This is a genomic window from Alkalihalobacillus sp. BA299 (assembly GCF_017745675.1).
Taxonomy (GTDB): domain Bacteria; phylum Bacillota; class Bacilli; order Bacillales; family Bacillaceae_F; genus Alkalihalobacterium.
Map to the genome: position 1 here is coordinate 175,384 of NZ_JAFLJM010000007.1, position 17,154 is coordinate 192,537.

General features: G+C 35.4%; 17 protein-coding genes. 15 read left to right on the plus strand and 2 right to left on the minus strand.

Annotated elements, in window-relative coordinates:
• Positions 1-75 precede the first annotated feature (75 nt).
• The 8 genes from J0N78_RS11605 (at position 76) to J0N78_RS11640 (ending at position 7,396) form a co-directional block, all read left to right on the plus strand.
• Positions 76-1,239, plus strand: coding sequence for a nucleoside recognition domain-containing protein (locus tag J0N78_RS11605; protein WP_209123259.1), 1,164 nt, complete (start codon positions 76-78; stop codon positions 1,237-1,239).
• A 69-nt stretch (positions 1,240-1,308) separates the two neighbouring features.
• Positions 1,309-2,301 (plus strand): CobW family GTP-binding protein, encoded by a 993-nt coding sequence (locus J0N78_RS11610; protein WP_209123260.1) that lies wholly within the window; start codon positions 1,309-1,311, stop codon positions 2,299-2,301.
• A gap of 113 nt (positions 2,302-2,414) precedes the next feature.
• On the plus strand, positions 2,415-3,362 hold the full coding sequence (locus J0N78_RS11615; protein ID WP_209123261.1) for a CobW family GTP-binding protein: 948 nt from the start codon (positions 2,415-2,417) through the stop codon (positions 3,360-3,362).
• Positions 3,363-3,735: 373 nt separating this feature from the next.
• Positions 3,736-4,734 (plus strand): CobW family GTP-binding protein, encoded by a 999-nt coding sequence (locus tag J0N78_RS11620; protein ID WP_209123262.1) that lies wholly within the window; start codon positions 3,736-3,738, stop codon positions 4,732-4,734.
• Between the two features lie 119 nt (positions 4,735-4,853).
• Positions 4,854-5,042 carry a hypothetical protein gene (locus tag J0N78_RS11625; RefSeq protein ID WP_209123327.1) on the plus strand — a complete coding sequence of 63 codons (189 nt, stop codon included), beginning with the start codon at positions 4,854-4,856 and terminating at the stop codon, positions 5,040-5,042.
• A gap of 18 nt (positions 5,043-5,060) precedes the next feature.
• Positions 5,061-5,309, plus strand: a complete 249-nt coding sequence (locus J0N78_RS11630) for a spore coat protein (RefSeq protein ID WP_209123328.1) — start codon at positions 5,061-5,063, stop codon at positions 5,307-5,309.
• A 174-nt stretch (positions 5,310-5,483) separates the two neighbouring features.
• The gene (locus J0N78_RS11635) at positions 5,484-6,482 is read left to right on the plus strand and encodes a permease (RefSeq protein WP_209123263.1); all 999 of its coding nucleotides are present in this window, start codon (positions 5,484-5,486) and stop codon (positions 6,480-6,482) included.
• Between the two features lie 44 nt (positions 6,483-6,526).
• A complete protein-coding gene (locus J0N78_RS11640; protein WP_209123264.1) occupies positions 6,527-7,396 on the plus strand; it encodes a TIGR03943 family putative permease subunit in 870 nt (289 codons plus the stop codon).
• Positions 7,397-7,446: 50 nt separating this feature from the next.
• On the opposite strand, the gene J0N78_RS11645 is transcribed toward J0N78_RS11640, so the two are convergent.
• Positions 7,447-8,580: a S1C family serine protease gene (locus J0N78_RS11645; protein ID WP_209123265.1), complete on the minus strand. Its 1,134-nt coding sequence runs from the start codon at positions 8,578-8,580 to the stop codon at positions 7,447-7,449.
• Between the two features lie 15 nt (positions 8,581-8,595).
• Positions 8,596-9,798, minus strand: coding sequence for an FxLYD domain-containing protein (locus J0N78_RS11650; protein ID WP_209123266.1), 1,203 nt, complete (start codon positions 9,796-9,798; stop codon positions 8,596-8,598).
• A 522-nt stretch (positions 9,799-10,320) separates the two neighbouring features.
• On the opposite strand from J0N78_RS11650, the gene J0N78_RS11655 reads away from it, so the two are divergent.
• The 7 genes from J0N78_RS11655 to J0N78_RS11680 all read left to right on the plus strand — a co-directional run bounded on the left by J0N78_RS11655 (position 10,321) and on the right by J0N78_RS11680 (position 17,064).
• A complete protein-coding gene (locus J0N78_RS11655) occupies positions 10,321-10,542 on the plus strand; it encodes a YdbC family protein (protein ID WP_209123267.1) in 222 nt (73 codons plus the stop codon).
• 270 nt (positions 10,543-10,812) lie between these two features.
• Positions 10,813-10,986 carry a GDYXXLXY domain-containing protein gene (locus J0N78_RS26510; protein WP_374193904.1) on the plus strand — a complete coding sequence of 58 codons (174 nt, stop codon included), beginning with the start codon at positions 10,813-10,815 and terminating at the stop codon, positions 10,984-10,986.
• 96 nt (positions 10,987-11,082) lie between these two features.
• Positions 11,083-12,480, plus strand: coding sequence for an MFS transporter (locus tag J0N78_RS11660; protein WP_209123268.1), 1,398 nt, complete (start codon positions 11,083-11,085; stop codon positions 12,478-12,480).
• Positions 12,481-12,824: 344 nt separating this feature from the next.
• Positions 12,825-13,334, plus strand: coding sequence for a PTS sugar transporter subunit IIA (locus tag J0N78_RS11665; RefSeq protein WP_209123269.1), 510 nt, complete (start codon positions 12,825-12,827; stop codon positions 13,332-13,334).
• A 235-nt stretch (positions 13,335-13,569) separates the two neighbouring features.
• Entirely contained in the window at positions 13,570-14,079 is a 510-nt protein-coding gene (locus J0N78_RS11670; protein ID WP_209123270.1) for a DUF8052 family protein, read from the plus strand.
• Positions 14,080-14,094: 15 nt separating this feature from the next.
• Positions 14,095-15,696, plus strand: coding sequence for a carbon starvation CstA family protein (locus J0N78_RS11675; RefSeq protein ID WP_209123271.1), 1,602 nt, complete (start codon positions 14,095-14,097; stop codon positions 15,694-15,696).
• A 177-nt stretch (positions 15,697-15,873) separates the two neighbouring features.
• The gene (locus J0N78_RS11680) at positions 15,874-17,064 is read left to right on the plus strand and encodes an acetyl-CoA C-acetyltransferase (RefSeq protein WP_209123272.1); all 1,191 of its coding nucleotides are present in this window, start codon (positions 15,874-15,876) and stop codon (positions 17,062-17,064) included.
• Positions 17,065-17,154: the final 90 nt, after the last annotated feature.

Below are 17,154 nucleotides of genomic sequence, written 5' to 3' on the forward strand. Positions count from 1 at the left end.
CAAGATAATCCCCTCTTTAAATGATACGGAGGGATATTTTATGTACAAATTTTAATTAAGGAGGCATTTAGTATAATGGACGAACTAAGAAAAGATCATGCTTCCTATCCTTTAAATAAAAGAGCTTACAAATTTCCGAAGTTCCCGTTTTCCAACAGCAAAGTATTATTATATTTATTTTTAGTCATTAGTATTTATGGCTTACCTGTATATGCTGCTTATTTATTAGCAAGTACTTTGGAACCTTTGGTTAATGGGCTAATTATTGAACCATTAGAGGGCTTATTTTCCCATACACCATTTCTTCTTGAACAAATTTTAGTCGGAGATTTCGGTTTATTTACATTAGGCGTATATTCATTTCTCTGGGCATTTCCAGTTGTCCTGTTTGTCGGGATGAGTATTGCTTTTACTGAGGAAGTCGGTTTAAAGGATAAAATTACAACTGAAATTACACCGATCTTAAGAAAAATTGGGTTAAGTGGACGAGATTTTATTCCTGTATTAACAGGCTACGGTTGTAATGTCGTCGCTGTTTTCCAAACGGAATCTTGTAGTGCGTGTACGAGAAAGCAGTGTATGTCGATGATTTCTTACGGCTCGGCTTGTAGCTATCAAATTGGCGCTACATTGTCAATTTTTAGTGTCGGGGGGAAGCCTTGGCTTTTTGTTCCCTATCTTTTTATTCTTGTGATTATTGGAGCAGTACATACTAAAATTTGGTACCCGTCTACTAGTAAAGCTTCAAATGATTTCTATCCTACAACGATCATAAAAGCAGGTAGTGGTCATCGGTTCATTATCAAAATGAAAGAAACAGTTTCACAATTTTTCCTTCAAGCGATGCCGATATTTTTAGGAATTTGTGTGATTGTTTCAATCTTAGATGGTTTAGGAATCATAGCTTCATTAATAAAATTTGTAGAACCAGTCCTAGCGATTCTTTCAATTCCAGCTGCTGCAGGTGTGGGGTTACTTTTTTCTGTCATTCGAAAAGATGGGATGCTTTTATTCAATCAAGGTGGGGGTGAGTTATTAGCTTCAATTACAACGGTAGAATTGTTTATACTTGTCTATGTAGCCTCCACACTATCAGCGTGCCTTGTCACAATGTGGGCAATTGCAAAAGAGATGGGGGTGCTTTATGCTCTAAAGCATTCGTATAAACAAGCGATAACATCAGTAGTATCTGCTTTCGGTTTATTAGTATTATACAAAACATTTATTATCTTTTTTTAAAGGTTTTAATCGTAATAATTACGATTAAAATAATGGTGTTGTTTTACAATAGAAGAAGGAGTGAATAGAATGAATAAGAATGAGAAAGTACCAGTTACCGTTCTTACAGGTTTTTTAGGAGCCGGAAAGACAACATTACTCAATTATATTCTAACTGAAAATCATGGTCAGAAAATTGCTGTCATTGTTAATGAATTTGGAGAAGTAGGGATTGATAACCAACTCGTTGTCGGTGCAGACGAAGAGATTTTTGAGATGAATAATGGCTGCATTTGTTGTACCGTTCGCGGTGATTTAATTCGCATATTGCATGATTTGAAAGAAAGACGCAATGGTGAACAAGGTATGAGCCTTGATTTTGATCGAGTGGTAATTGAAACGACCGGTCTTGCCGATCCAGGACCTGTAGCACAAACTTTCTTTGTCGATCCGGAGTTATCTGAATACTATCAATTAGATTCCATCGTTACGGTTGTGGATACATACCATGTTCATGAACAGTTAGATCGTTCGTATGAAGCACAAGAGCAGGTGGCTTTTGCAGATGTACTCGTTTTAAATAAAATTGATTTAGTGGAAAAGGAACTTTTGAACTCAGTCATTCAGCGTTTAACGAAAATGAACCCAACAGCGAAATTAGTACAAGCGAGTCACAGTCAAATTAACTTGGATCAAATATTAAACTTGTATTCCTTTGACCTTGATCAAAAATTAGAAATAGCTCCTGACTTTTTAAAGGCCGATCATCACCATCACCATGATGACCATGTAAAGGCAATTGTTTTACGCTCTGAGAAGCCTTTAAGTTTACCGAAAGTAGAGCAATGGATGAATACGGTGTTAGCTGAGCTTGGGCCGCAAATGTACCGTTATAAAGGTATTTTCCATATTGAGAATTTAGAAAAGCGTGTTGTCTTCCAAGGTGTCCATATGCTTTTTGCGGGAACCGCTGATCGTGAATGGGGAAAAGGAGAAAAAAGAGTAAGTGAAATGGTTGTTATTGGGACTGACTTAGATGAAAAGTGGTTTCAAGAACAATTTGAGAATTGTACATCAGCTTAAGATAAGCCGTTTCATCATTGAAGAGGATTTCATTGATGAAACGGCTTAGTATTATGTAATAATAAAATGATATGAAGAACAGATCGAAGAAAGGATTAAAGCTGTATAGACCAATGGATAAAAATAAAGTAGAGATCATCATTCTTAGTGGGTTTTTAGGAAGTGGGAAAAGCACGTTATTAAAAGAAGTAGTTGAGTTAGAGAAAAGCAAAGGGAAGCGAATTGGAGTATTAATGAATGAATTAGGTGAAATAAGTATAGATTCTGCAATTATTCCTCAGGAAACACCTTTAAAAGAAATGTTAAATGGGTGTATTTGCTGTACTCTCCAAGGCGAGTTAAGTTTGCAATTGCATTCAATGTTAGAGGAGTATGAACTCGATATTATTCTAATAGAATCAACAGGTGCTGCTCACCCATTAGAAGTGATAGAGGCGTGCACGCATCCAACGCTAGTAAGTAAACTAGAAATCCGGTGTGTTATTACCGTAGTAAATGCCAAGCAGTGGTTAGAAAATAGATTAAGTATTAAACTTAAAAAACTTTTAATAGAGCAAGTAAAATATGCAGATATTGTCCTTGTAAATAAAAGAGATCAGGTTGATGAAGGACAAATAAATGAAGTCGTTAATTCTATTAAAAAAGTTAATCAGCTAGCGGTCCTTTCCATTGTTACGTTTGCCAAATTCAATCCTTCAATTCTTGATGATCAGCCTATTCAAAAGAAAATAAACAATGTAATGGAAAATGAAGAAGCCCATGTGCATCATCATCTCCACCTTAGAACCGTATCATTTTCAATTGAAAAACCTATTAACCGCTTTGACTTTTTACAATGGATAGAAAACATAGAAGGACAGCTATATCGTGCGAAAGGTTTTTTATATTTACAAGAAACACCAGGTTTATTTTTATTTAACTATGCTTACGGTGTTCCGATGTTTGAACGATATACTTTTGATAAAAAATACGATCCAGTGTTAGTTTTTATAGGAGAAGATTTGAACCAAAGTCGTATGAAGTATCAGCTGGATCAATTACAATCAGATGATCAACTGTAGGAGAGAATGATGAAGAATACGATCCGTAAAAGCGGAGATCGACATACAAAACTTTATTCATAGGTACCGATCTTGATAAATATGAAATAAAGACAATTTAAGTAAAATACTTACCAAAGATTATAAAAACTCTGAGGTGGAGGAATCGCTCAGTGAATTCGTTCATTTCAAAAACGGTAAATACGTTTATAATCATTCCTTTCATGCTGCGATAATTTCTTGGAAGCCGATCCGTTAATAGTATTAAGTTTAAAAGGAAGCTGAGAGGGTTGAGAGGTGTGTCTTTTAATGTAAAATCGGAATAATTCTTATTTTTGTGCAATATAGTTAGGAATTAGAGCAAACGAAAATCATTCTGAAGGGAAGGGTTCCGGTGGCTAAAATTCCTGTCTTTGTTTTAAGTGGTTTTTTAGGAAGCGGCAAAACAACGTTATTGCTACGATTATTAGAAGAATGCTCTAGACGTCAACTAAAACCCGCAGTGTTAATGAACGAGTTAGGAAGTACAGATACTGATGGTGCAATTATTTCAAATCATCGTAAAGAACAACTCGTTGAAAAGCTATTAGATGGATGTATTTGCTGTAATAAAAAAAATGAAGTTGTTGGAAGTATAGAAAAGCTATTGTTACAAAAGCCAGATGTAATTTTTATTGAGCTAACTGGAGTAGCCAATCCTGAGGAAGTCGCAGATTCTTTAACGGAACCACAGTTTATAGAATGTTTATACTTGGAACGAGTGATTACCATTTTAGATGCTGAAAATGTTTTGGAATATAATAGTATTTTTGAAGCCGATCGTAGCCTAGTGGAAACTGTCAGAAGACAAACTGAAGTGGCTGATGTATTAGTAATAAATAAAATGGATTTAATTAATCCAGCTAGAAAAGCTAAAATTAGTAAAGCTTTAAAAAAGCAAAATACTAAAGCAGAAATTTACTATACGTCGTACAGTGCAGTAAGTATGGAACCATTGTTTAATATAGTAACGCAAAATCGGTCTAGGGATTCAATAAAAGTTAATATTAAAATGTCGAATCAAGAAAATGAGCATAAAAAACATGCACATAAAAGGTCGTTTTCTCGTATACAAACGATTTCCTTCTCCATTTCACAACCAATACGAGAAAAAGACATTGAAAAATTTCTTAAGAAATGTAAAACAAGTATATTAAGAGCCAAAGGGTATATTCCATTAACGGGGAAAAAAGAAACATATTTAATGCAACATGTCGTTAAGCGAACGAATTGGGAGCCTACGAGTTATTCTGGGCAACATTATTTAGTTGTGATCGGGATTGACATCAATAAAGAAGAACTTACTAATCAATGGAATAAAATAAACAAGTGCCAAGCGACTTTAGTTGACTAAAGGTGCCTGGCACCTTTCAATTTGTGGCGCTTTATAATCATTTTATTAGTATATTACATAATTCTCTCTTAAGTTTAGATAATAATGGTGTAGTTATTACATAGTGAAAGGAGAATTGAATAATGCCACTTAATGAGTTAGAACTACAAAACTTGCGTCATTTAATTAGTGGGCATGATAATGTTGCAAAGAAGCTTGATGCATATGCTGCTAATTGTACTGACCCTCAGATTGTTCAGATGTTACAAAATGATGCACAAGCTGCTAGAAATTCTAAACAACAATTAATGTCATTCTTAAACCAATAGGAGGGCAAAATCATGAATATGACTGAAAAAGATATGATTAATGATTATTTATCTATGATTAATGGTAGTTTAACAACTTATGCTGGAATTATATCTGAAACAGATAATCCACAACTAAGACAAACATTACAACAAATGCGAAATCAAGATGAATCACGTCAATATGCAGTTTATACTGCAGCAAAACAAAAAGGTTATTATAAGCCTGCAGCACCAGCTCAACCGAATCAAATTCAACAAATTAAAACGGAATTAAGCGGTCAATAAAAAACCTAAAAGGAGAGCTAACGATTAGATAGTTGGCTCTTCTTTTTTTTCTACTTTATGAAGAGCTTAAATGCATAGATAAGCGTAAAATAAATCAGAACAATTCTTTTTTAGGGGAATGATCTACCCTTGTCCGCATATATATCTTTAATAATAATTGAATTGGAGGATGTAATGCAGAAAGTTACGAACCCCTATTTAGTAGAAATAACAGGTTTTGTATTGATAGGACTTGTATCATTTTTTATTTTTTACAGTCCTACTATAGCTGAACATGGACAAGAATTACCAGCTTCTTTGCTTATATTTAATACGATTTTTTTAAGTATTTTAATTGAAGCAATACCTTTTGTTTTAATTGGTGTGTTCATTGCTGGACTTATTCAAGTATTTATTACTGAGGAACATATTCGGCGTTGGATTCCAAAAAATCGAGTGCTTGCAGTCGTAGCCAGCTGTTTAATTGGTGCGCTTTTTCCTGCTTGTGAGTGTGGAATTGTTCCGATTGTTCGACGGTTAGTCTCAAAAGGAGTCCCAATATTTGCAGGAGTTGGCTTTCTTTTAACAGGGCCTTTAATCAACCCAATTGTCGTTGGTTCCACTTATATGGCTTTTGGTAATGATCTGCGAATTGCGCTTTTACGTATGGGGTTAGGCTTAGTGATAGCCTTGATGATTTGTGCTGTAATTAGTGTTTTATATAAAGGAAATCAGTTTAGAAAAACTTATTCATCTATAGTTGTTGAAAATAATCAGAAACTGCCAATCTATAAACGACTAAAGGCGATGTGTCACCATTCGGTCGATGAATTTTTTGAAATGGGAAAATACTTAATAATTGGAGCGTTATTAGCGGCTTTTATTCAAACCTTTGTCTCTTCAGCTTCATTGCTAGGTCTTGGTGAAGGGATACTGATGTCTACTGTTGTGATGATGGGATTGGCGTTTTTACTCTCCTTGTGTTCCGAGGCAGATGCATTTATAGCCGCTTCATTTCGGCATCTCTTCCCACAAACATCACTACTAGGCTTTTTAATATATGGACCAATGCTTGACCTTAAAAATTCACTCATGCTGTTAGCTGTGTTCCGTTTTCGTTTTGTCATCGTACTAATGTTTCTAATTACGATTACGGTTTTAGGAGTATTAATGCTTACCCATCCATTTTTATAGGGGAGCTGGGAAGAAATCTTGTAATAAGGGTGGGAGAATTTACAATGTATTTTTATATTCACCAATCAATAAGGGCTATGATTTTACTAGGGTTTGCTGGATTCCTTTTTAAGTTACATTATTTTGAGGAGATTGGAAATTATATTAACCCCAAATACATTGGATTTAGCCAAGTAGCATCGATTTTATTTTTGTTTCTCTTTTTTATACAAGTGCCGCGAATTTGGAGCGGTAAAAGTATGGAAGATCACCATGAAAACTGTGGACCATGGGGCTGTGATCATGAAGACGGGTTTTCAAATCGAATAACTCTTCGCCATGGACTTATTTACGTAATGATTTTCTTACCTATTGTTTCAGGTCTTTTGCTTCCTGCTAAAGCATTAGATGCTTCGATTGCATTAAAAAGAGGCGCTCTTATGCAACAACCTATTGAAAATGCAACTACCCATGACCATCAAGGCCATATTCATTTCCATTCTGGACATGTACCAGAAGCTATTTGTTTACCGATAGACAAGACCGAAGTGGAAAGACTAAAAAAAGGGTATGACAGTAACAGCATTGTAATGGAAAAAACGTCTTATGTACAAAAATTTTATGCCATTACTGGAAATCCAGAAATGGTAAGTGGTAGAGAGATTGTAGTTGATGGATTTGTATTGAAGGAAGAAATTCGATCACCTTACCAGCTATTTATTGGGCGTTTTCTAATTACTCATTGTGTAGCAGATGCTACAGTCATTGGCTTTTTAGCTGAACTGGATCGTGAAATCCACCTTACAGAAGGAAGTTGGGTTAGAGTGAAAGGAACACTTGATGTTAGTAAACATGGGCAAGAAGTCGTACCAATGATTCGTGTACACTCCTTAGCTGTGATTGAAAAGCCAAATGATCCATATATCTACCCATAATTAAAGGAGTGCGACGGACACTCCTTATGTTGTCTAATCGTCAAAGAATGCTACTTTATCTCTTCTCCACTACCACTAATTAACTTAAGTTGGTCATTTTCATAGCTGACTTCATAGGTTACTTTATATTTTTTTGTTGTCAGCTCATCACCACTTTGTTCTTCGGCACTAATAATCGCAACGACTTGTACTTCTTCGCCTTCGGTTATTGTATAGATATCGTCAACCATTACTGATCGGGTATTTAAATAGCCTTTTCTAAATTGTTCGTAATTTGTATTTAATTGCCATGAGTACCCCAGTAGAGAATAGGCAGTGACATAATCTTGTTCATTTAAACTATCATAAAAATAGTAGACGAGATATGTTGCCAAATTTTCTTTTGATGAAACTGATTGGTCGTCCATCTTTATATAATCCATCGTGGGCAAAGATTTCATAGGTGTTTCCGACCAATTGGTGACGAGAGAAATCACGTTAATGATCGGAATGCTAAATCCAATCGTTCCAACATCAGTTGCAGCAGAATTGATCCCGATTACTTCTCCAGTGGAAATCGAGATAAGGGGACCACCACTATTCCCTGGAGCAATTGGTGCTGAAATTTGATAGGCATTATCGTATTGATAATTTTCTAGTTCAAAACTGCGATCAACCCCACTAATAATCCCAGTTGTTACTGTATTTTGGAATCCAAGAGGACTTCCTAAGGCGAGCACTTCATCACCTAACTCAGCTGGAACTTCCTTTGCGAGGGGTAAGGGCTCGGTCTCTTTTAAATCGGAAACTCGGATGACTGATACGTCAGTATCGGTGCTAATTCCTATGACGGTTCCAGTATACTCACTTTTATCAGCAATTTTAACAGTTACTTCTTCAGCACCAGCAACGACATGGGCGTTTGTAATAATATCCCCTTTATTGTTATAAAAAAAGCCAGAACCGCCTGAACCCGTTTCTTCTACTTCAATCATCACAACAGACTTTTGAGTTTCCTGGATAATTTTCTTTAAACTTTTTTCATCGATTTCTTCTTTCGGAAGCTCTGAGTTTGCTTTAGTAAGTAAATTAGACTCGATATGGAGTTGAGCTGGAACCCAATGGGATAAAAAGAGAAAAGCTGTAATTCCAAGCATCCATATCAAAGAAGTTGATAGAATGCTAACTATCCATTTTTTGTTCATTTATGAATCCATCCTTTATTCAATCTGCCAAGTAATACTGTCTACTGTAACATTTAATTCCTCATATACACCATAATATGAATGACTGAATCGGCCCGTTTCTCCAGGTGATAAATAATAAGGGTAGACTGAGGTGACAGAATTTCCTACAAATTCGTCGTTTTTATCAAAAATAGAATAATGTATGTCTATTGAATAAATCGTAGTTGTACCATTGTTGATGACATCCCCATATAAATAAATATCTCCATACTTGTCCAATTCAATATCTAGCGATGTAATTTCTACAGCTTCAGTACGATTTTTTAAATCTTCTTTTGCTGCTGCAATCATCGCTTCTTCAAGTCGAGTTTGTTCGGCTTTTTCAAAAGCTAGCTTTTCATTTTTTACTCTTTCAATAAATGACAGTAATTTTTCATTATTGATCGCATATTGAAGACCCGTTTCTAAAGCATAGAGGGCATTGGAAAACTCATGCTGTTGCAAATGTTTTTCAGCTTTTTCATAGGAAAATTGGACAATTTTATTAACAATTTGTTGTTTTATTTTTTCTGTCTCTTCATTATTTAATGAAGACAGACTCGATAGTTTATGTGCTAATTCTTCAACGGTAGTAAGTTCATTTAGTTCCATTTTCACTTCAACAACTGTTAAAGTAATCGCGGCTTTCTCTAGCTTTTTTTGGATTGGTTGAAGCAATGAAGGATAAGTAGTTTCGTTAATTTGCTCATTTAATGTCTCAATTTGATGAGAAGCTTGGTCAACTTCATTTCGTTGTATTAACTCATTAATTTCTTGCAATTCTTGTTCATATATAAGTGCTGCTGCAATTATATCCTCAAATTGTTGTAATGTATCGACATCCCTTAATTGAAGCGCTTCGGTTAGTTGTTGCTGTGATTGTTCGTAATCCCCAGAAGAAAGACTAGCTTCAATTTGTTGATTTAACGAAACAACTCGTTCATTAATTTTAGTTTCATAATAGTAATACGAAATTAGTCCAATAGTAACAAAAAGGCTGCTTACTAGTGGAAGTAGCCAAAGATACAGTGTTTTTTTATTATTGCTTTGTTGGTTAATAGGTGGGAGTGTAGACGAGAATGAATTTTGTTCAATGGTGGCGCTAATTTCTTCTAGATTGTTTATAAATGCTGTCCCGCACTTGGAACAATAGGTTTCATTGTTTAATCGTTTATTCCCACACGAGTGACAGAACATGTTGGATTCCAACCTTCCTAATTAAAGTGATGCTTAACTCAAGATGGCGGGGTCTTCATCGTCCGTCTTGAGTGTTACTTGATCCGGATAAAATACACATAGTGACATTATAGTACAAATTTCAATAAATTCTAATAGACCAATAGTATCAACAAAAAATTAATAAAGCTTTAAAACAATTTACAAGTAATCTAGTATATATTATTAATTGGGAGGTGACAAATTAAAATTGTTTTATTCGATAATGTAATGTTGATCACTATCATAGTAAAAATTTGTTTATTAATACCCTTTCTTCTGTTAGCTTCCTCGATAATTTAAGTTGTTCTCCTTAAACCTTAAACCTTAAACCTCTTGTGTATCCAACCCTGCCAATTTTCTATTTAGTGATTTTCACTTACTGAAAAAAATCCATGTTTTTTCTGATCCCATCAAGTATTATTAAATTATCAAAAGTTGAATGATTGAAGAAGTTCTCTGACATACTAGGAAAATGAAAAAATGACTTTGGAGGAATAATGAATGGCAGCAATCAAATTTGAAATTGAAAAAAAGATTGGAGTTTTATCTGAAAATGCAAAAGGTTGGAAAAAAGAATTGAATTTAGTCAGTTGGAATGGACGTGAAGCGAAGTTTGATCTACGTGACTGGGACCCTAACTATGAAAAGATGGGAAAAGGCCTTACATTTTCTAAGGATGAAATTGTAGAATTAAAAACATTACTAAATCAGCTAGACCTATAACTAATACTAAAGCTGCGAGTACTTGTATTCGCAGCTTTTACTATGCTAAAGTTAAAAAAAACTGCTTTTTTCATATATTTAATAGGTATTGAGAAGGTCAATGAATAGAATGGAGGCGGTGGTCATAAAATCAAGCTTAGACCATCAGTCAATGGCTGGAAATGCCATTGTGCTTTTATCGATTGCCATTTAGTATGACCGAAAGTCGAAAATGCAAAAATAAAGAAAGACAGTTTTGTCATTAATAAATTTACGTTGATAAGTCTTGTTGTGATTCTACAATTTAGTATTCTAGGGTATCAAGTATGGCAAAGTGAACAGGTGTTATCGAAAGGGACATTAATAAAGTTAGAACTACAGCCCATTTACCCACGATCATTGTTTACCTATCGAGTGAATAAACTAAATCATAAGTTAGATAAACGGGTGTACTCTAATTATTAAGGTACACCTGTTTTTAATCTTTTATTGAGTTAAAGTTATTTTTCTGATAATAATATGAATTAAGAAAGTTAAAAGTAATTTGAAAAGAGGTATAAAATGGAGCTCGTAAAAAGTTATCCAAATAGTAATGTGAAAAATGAGAAGTTACATTATGCGTGTTTATTTATAAATGTACTTATCATCGTTATGAATACAACGATGTTTAATGTGGCAATTCCGGAAATTATCATTCACTTTTCATTAACTCCATCATCTGCATCGTGGATTGTAACTAGTTATTCTGTTGTTTTTGCAGTCGGGACAGTTTTGTATAGTAAACTTTCACAAATGAAGTCCATTGCAATGTTGTTTACGATCGGACTTTCATTGTTTGGGGTCGGGTCTGTCATCGGTGTATTGTCTGTTGATTATATGTTTTTATTGTTTGCTCGTGTTATCCAAGCTTCAGGGGCCTGTTGTGTGGCAGCACTAGGCATCGTTACTATATCAAGGTATATCCCTATTGAACGCCGAGGTAGAGGAATGGGAGTTGTATCTGCAGCCTCTACATTAGGGTTTGGTTTAGGTCCACTTATAGGTGGTTTTATCACTCAATATTTAGGTTGGTCCTTTTTATTTGTCATAAGTGTAGTCGGTGTTTTGATCATTCCCATTTATTTATATAATCTACCCAAAGAACAGTTACAAGAAGAACAGTTACAAGTTAAATCGATTGATTTCTTAGGGCTTTTCTATTTGTTTATTGGTGTAGTATCAATATTAATTTTTGTAACAACGAATAGATCGATCATCTTGTTAGGTAGTTTGTTTTTCTTGCTTTTTTGGTTTCATATTAAAAAGGCGAAAAATCCGATTATTCCGTTTAACTTACTTTCAAACAAAGTATTTATTTCGATTATTCTTATAGGTTTTATCATTTTCTTTATTAACTTCTCACTTTTGTTTTTAAACCCATTGTTTTTAGCAAAAGTATTCAATCGTTCTAGTGAGGTGATTGGGATGATGATTTTTCCAGGGGCGATGTTATCTGCTATTTTTTCAATTTATATTGGAAGATGGATGGACCGAGTCGGGGCTAGATTCATTATCGGGTTCGGTATTCGTTTTATACTTGTCGCAACAAGCTTATTTGCTTTATTTAGCCACCTGTCACCACTGACGGTTATCTTTTTTTACCTCGTGTCGAGCATCGGCTTTTCATCAATTACAATGAGTTTACCTAACTATTTATTCAATTACTTAAGTAGTGAAGAGTTTACGTCGAGTATCGGTGTTTTACAACTGTGTCAATTTATAGGTGGTGCCTTTGGTGTTTCTGTCTCAGGGAAGCTATTAGATAACAATTTCATCAATAGTATTAAAATACCGATGTGGAGTAGTGGGGCTGAATCGTTCGGTGTTACCTTTTTCTTTTTATGTATTCTATCGTTACTAGCTTTAAGTATTTTTTATTTTTTATGCAATGTAAAAGCGGTAAAGTCTGGTGAGAATTAAAAAGAGGCAGAGTGAATTCCTGCCTGCTCAAATAATATTAAGCTACTTGTCTTTCATTTTCAGTTGAAGTTGCAACAGCTGTCTAATAAAAGCAGCAGCTACCGCTATTTTCCAAAGTTCAAGGTCGCCAGTAATGTTTTTTTTCAGGAACTAAAATTCCTAATAGGAAAACAAAATATAATTGGTTGGTAATTAAGAATATTGCATCTGTTTTGTGATGTTTTATTTCTATAGATTAGGGGATATTACAAAATATTGAGAAATAGAGTAATAATGCTTTGACAAAAAAAGTTTTTAATATTACTCTTATTAATTGATTGTATATACAAGTAGAGGTGATAGAGTTGTTAAAAAAGTTATTTGGTTTAGGAAATAAAGAGTTACCAAGTGAAGAAAAATTGTATTCTCCTATGAATGGTACATACATCAAAGTCGAAGAAGTACCTGACCCGACTTTTGCTCAAAAAATGATCGGAGATGGTTTTGCAGTTGAACCAAGTAGTGGGGAAGTCGTTTCACCGATAAAAGGAGAAATTATCCAAATATTCCCTACTAAACATGCGATTGGAATTCGCTCGCTAAGTGGTGCAGAAGTCCTCATCCATATTGGTATTGAAACGGTTAATATGAAAGGTGAAGGGTTTGATGTCTTCGTTAAAGAAGGAGATAAAGTTCAAGTTGGAACAAAATTAGTTGAGTTTTCTTTAGATTTAATAAAAGAAAAAGCAGCAAGTACGATCACTCCAGTAGTCATTACAAATGCTGACCAAGTAAAATCAATGAAATTGGAACAGGTTAACAAAGTTGTTGCAGGACAAAGTCAAGTCGCTACATTTTCAATGAAAACAGAATAAATAAGATCTTTTAAAAGGCTGGCTCACAAAAGTGGCAGACGCTTAAACTTAAAGCTGATATTACCGTATTAATAGGAAATCTATTTGGTTTTATAGTAAGGCGCTTTCTCATTTTAGAGGAAGCCTTTTTTTGTTTTATCTAGAAAACTTTAATAATTGTTACATAACCTTAATATGCATAGAAATAAAAAGGAGGTGGTCGGCTACAGATTAAAACGATTCTAGGAGGGATTGTTTGAGTGTAACGATTTCAAACGAATTTGTAAATCAATTAGTAGAAAAGTATAGTCGGCATTTTAATGTTTACAAAAAGAAAAAGCTAGGCTGTATTCCACTTTCTTTTTATGCAGAGTATCTAAGGCGTGATGAAAAGTACTTTTTGACCAAATCGATTCCGATATGGGGAGTAAATAATCAACAGTTCGTGTTTGTATGGACGAAAGAAACGAAAGTAGTAGAAGAAGATATTCAAACTTTTGCCACAGAGTTATTAAAAAATAGCGCTTCATATGTTCCCTCTCATAGTGAACATATGTCTTCTGTCCTTCTTGGTGTTATTTTAACGAACAAGCCTCTTGAAAATGCTGTTATTAAGGAAGTGAAGAAATTTAGAAAAGTCAAGTTCCTAAAGTTTGGTATGAATGGTTGGATTGAATACTATATAGGCCTCGTAAATGTAGACGAAAAAAAAGTGTATGTAAATAGGAAAGGGAGAGAGTATATGCAGCACTTCAAAGTCCACTAAAGGGGGAGTTAAGTCATGAATTTACTCACTTTACTATTGATAGCTGGTATTATTCTACTTATAGCTTATTTTACGTATGGTAGATTTTTAGAGAAACAAATGATGGTTGATCCGAAGCGTAATACACCAGCAAATCAGATGTATGATGGGGTGGATTACGTACCAGCGAAAAAGCCTGTATTATTAGGACATCATTTTGCTACGATTGCTGGTGGCGGGCCTATTGTTGGTCCGATTACTGCTGCTTTCTTTGGATGGTTACCTGCTGTACTATGGATCTTAATTGGTAGTATATTTATTGGGGGTGTCCATGATTATACGTCATTACAAGCATCTGTACGTCATAAAGCGAAGTCGATTGGAGAAATCATTCGTGAGTATATTGGTAAGCGTGGGCAGGTTTTATTTCTTATCTTCTCTATTGCAACGTTACTATTGATTGTGGGTGTATTTATAATTCTTGTAGCCAATACGTTTGTAGCCGTTCCAGAAGCAGCGACAGCATCAGTACTATTTATTGGAGTTGCACTTGTATTTGGGTTTATTATTAATCAAATTCGTTTGAATTTATTAGTTGCTAGTATTTTAGGTGTAATGGCGATGTTATTTAGTGTTTGGATTGGAATTTCTTTTCCGCTAGAATTAAGTGCAGTTACGTGGTCATTTATTCTTTTAGTTTATGCGTATATTGCATCGACTTTACCAGTTTGGGTATTGCTACAACCACGTGACTATTTAAATGCCTTTTTATTATATGGAATGATTGCTGGGGCAACACTCGGAATTATTATTGCCGCTCCAACCATTCAACTTCCTGCTTATACAGGGTTTAATCATGAGACTTTAGGTTTCCTTTTTCCGATTTTATTTATAACGATTGCTTGTGGGGCAATATCAGGCTTTCACTCTCTAGTCTCTTCAGGAACAACAGCTAAACAGCTAGACAATGAGAAGAATGGTAGATTTATTGCATACGGTTCTATGCTAATTGAAGCATTTTTAGCCATCATTGCTATTGGAGCCGTTGCTTACCTTACACAAGTTGACTTTGCTGCTAGAATGACAGAGCTAGGAGGCCCAATCGGAACATTCTCTGCGGGAATTGGCTACTTTATGTCTCATTGGGGGATCGACTTAACTGTGGCGACAACGTTTACAGCGCTTACAGCTTCAGCATTTTTACTAACAACATTAGATTCGGCTACACGTCTAATGCGTTATGCCATTCAAGAGCTAGGGGAAGAACATATTTCAGTGGTGAAAAATAATCATGTCGCAACAATTGCAGGACTTATCGGTGCTGGTGCACTCGCTTTATCTGGAACGTGGGAAAAAGTGTGGCCACTATTCGGTTCCGCCAACCAAATGCTTGGTGCCTTAGCTCTACTCGCTGTGTCTGTTTGGTTAATAAAAATAGGAGCTAAAGCGTTCTATGTCGTTATCCCGATGTTCTTTATGTTTGTTGTGACGATTACAGCTCTCGGTGTGCTTATGTACAATAACTTCATAATAAAAAATTGGTTGTTGTTCGGTTCGGGGCTAATCCTCTTTATTCTATGTATTTTCTTAGGTATTGAAGGCTGGCGCTCTATTGGAAAGCGTACAAAAACTTCATGATAAATCTTTCAGGCTTCTTTTATAAAAAAGGAGCCTGAATATTGAGATAATACTATACATATGTTTCTACTATTGTGTATACTAATATGGAAGATACTGAGCGAACGCTCGATTGGTTTATACTTAAATTTACGAAAAATATCATTTTAAAAAGAGATTGGAAGGGAGAGCGACAGAATGAGTAACCATGATGTTGTTATTGTAAGCGCTGTCAGGACGCCGATTGGTAGTTTTGGAGGAAGTTTAAAAGGTTTAAAAGCAACAAAGTTAGGGGCAACTGTCATTAAGTCTGCTTTAGAAAGAGCTGGAGTCGCTGCTGAACAAGTAGATGAGGTTATTATGGGGAATGTCCTGCAAGCCGGGTTAGGACAAAATCCAGCACGCCAAGCGGCAATAGAAGCGGGGTTACCACAACATACTCCTTCGATGACGATTAATAAAGTATGTGGTTCAGGTTTAAAAGCTGTTCATTTAGCAACCCAGGCCATTCTTTCTGGTGATGCTGACGTTGTAGTTGCGGGAGGTATGGAAAATATGAGTCAGGCCCCATATTTAGCAAAGGGAGCTAGAGATGGGTTTCGTATGGGTGATCAGAAGCTCATTGATAGCATGGTGTACGACGGGCTGACTTGTGCTTTTAATGATTATCACATGGGTGTTACAGCTGAAAACTTATGTGATCAGTATGAATTAACACGTGAGGAACAAGACGAGTTTGCAGCTTGGAGTCAAGCAAAAGCAGCTCAAGCGATTGCAGAAGGTAAATTCAAGGACGAAATTGTATCCGTTGAAATTCCACAACGTAAAGGAGATCCTATTATTTTCGATACCGATGAATACGTGAAGGCTGGAACGACAGCTGAAAAATTAGGGAAACTACGCCCTGCATTTAAAAAAGATGGAAGTGTAACAGCTGGAAATGCTTCAGGATTAAATGACGGAGCTGCAGCAGTGGTCGTGATGAGTCGTAAAAAGGCGGACGAATTAGGTGTTACTCCACTTGCTGTAATTCGAGGAAATGCAAGTGCGGCTGTTGATCCTAGTATTATGGGAATTGGTCCAGTACCTGCTACTAAAAAAGCATTAGCTAAAGCAGGCATTTCACTATCCGACTTAAGCTTAATAGAAGCAAATGAAGCATTTGCAGCTCAAGCCTTAGCTGTAGGTCGAGATTTAGAGTTTTCTAAAGAGATCCTTAACGTGAATGGAGGAGCGATTGCCTTAGGGCATCCAATCGGTGCAAGTGGAGCCCGTATACTTGTATCCTTACTCCATGAATTAAAACGTAGAGATGGACAATATGGATTAGCTACTCTATGTATTGGCGGGGGCCAAGGTGTAGCAACGATCGTAGAAAAAGTTCAATAGTTTTAAAGAGGGTGACGGTTGTCATCCTTTTTTTCTTTGGAATGATAACAGTCCTTAATCTGTGGATAAGTATATTTTCTGTTATAATAT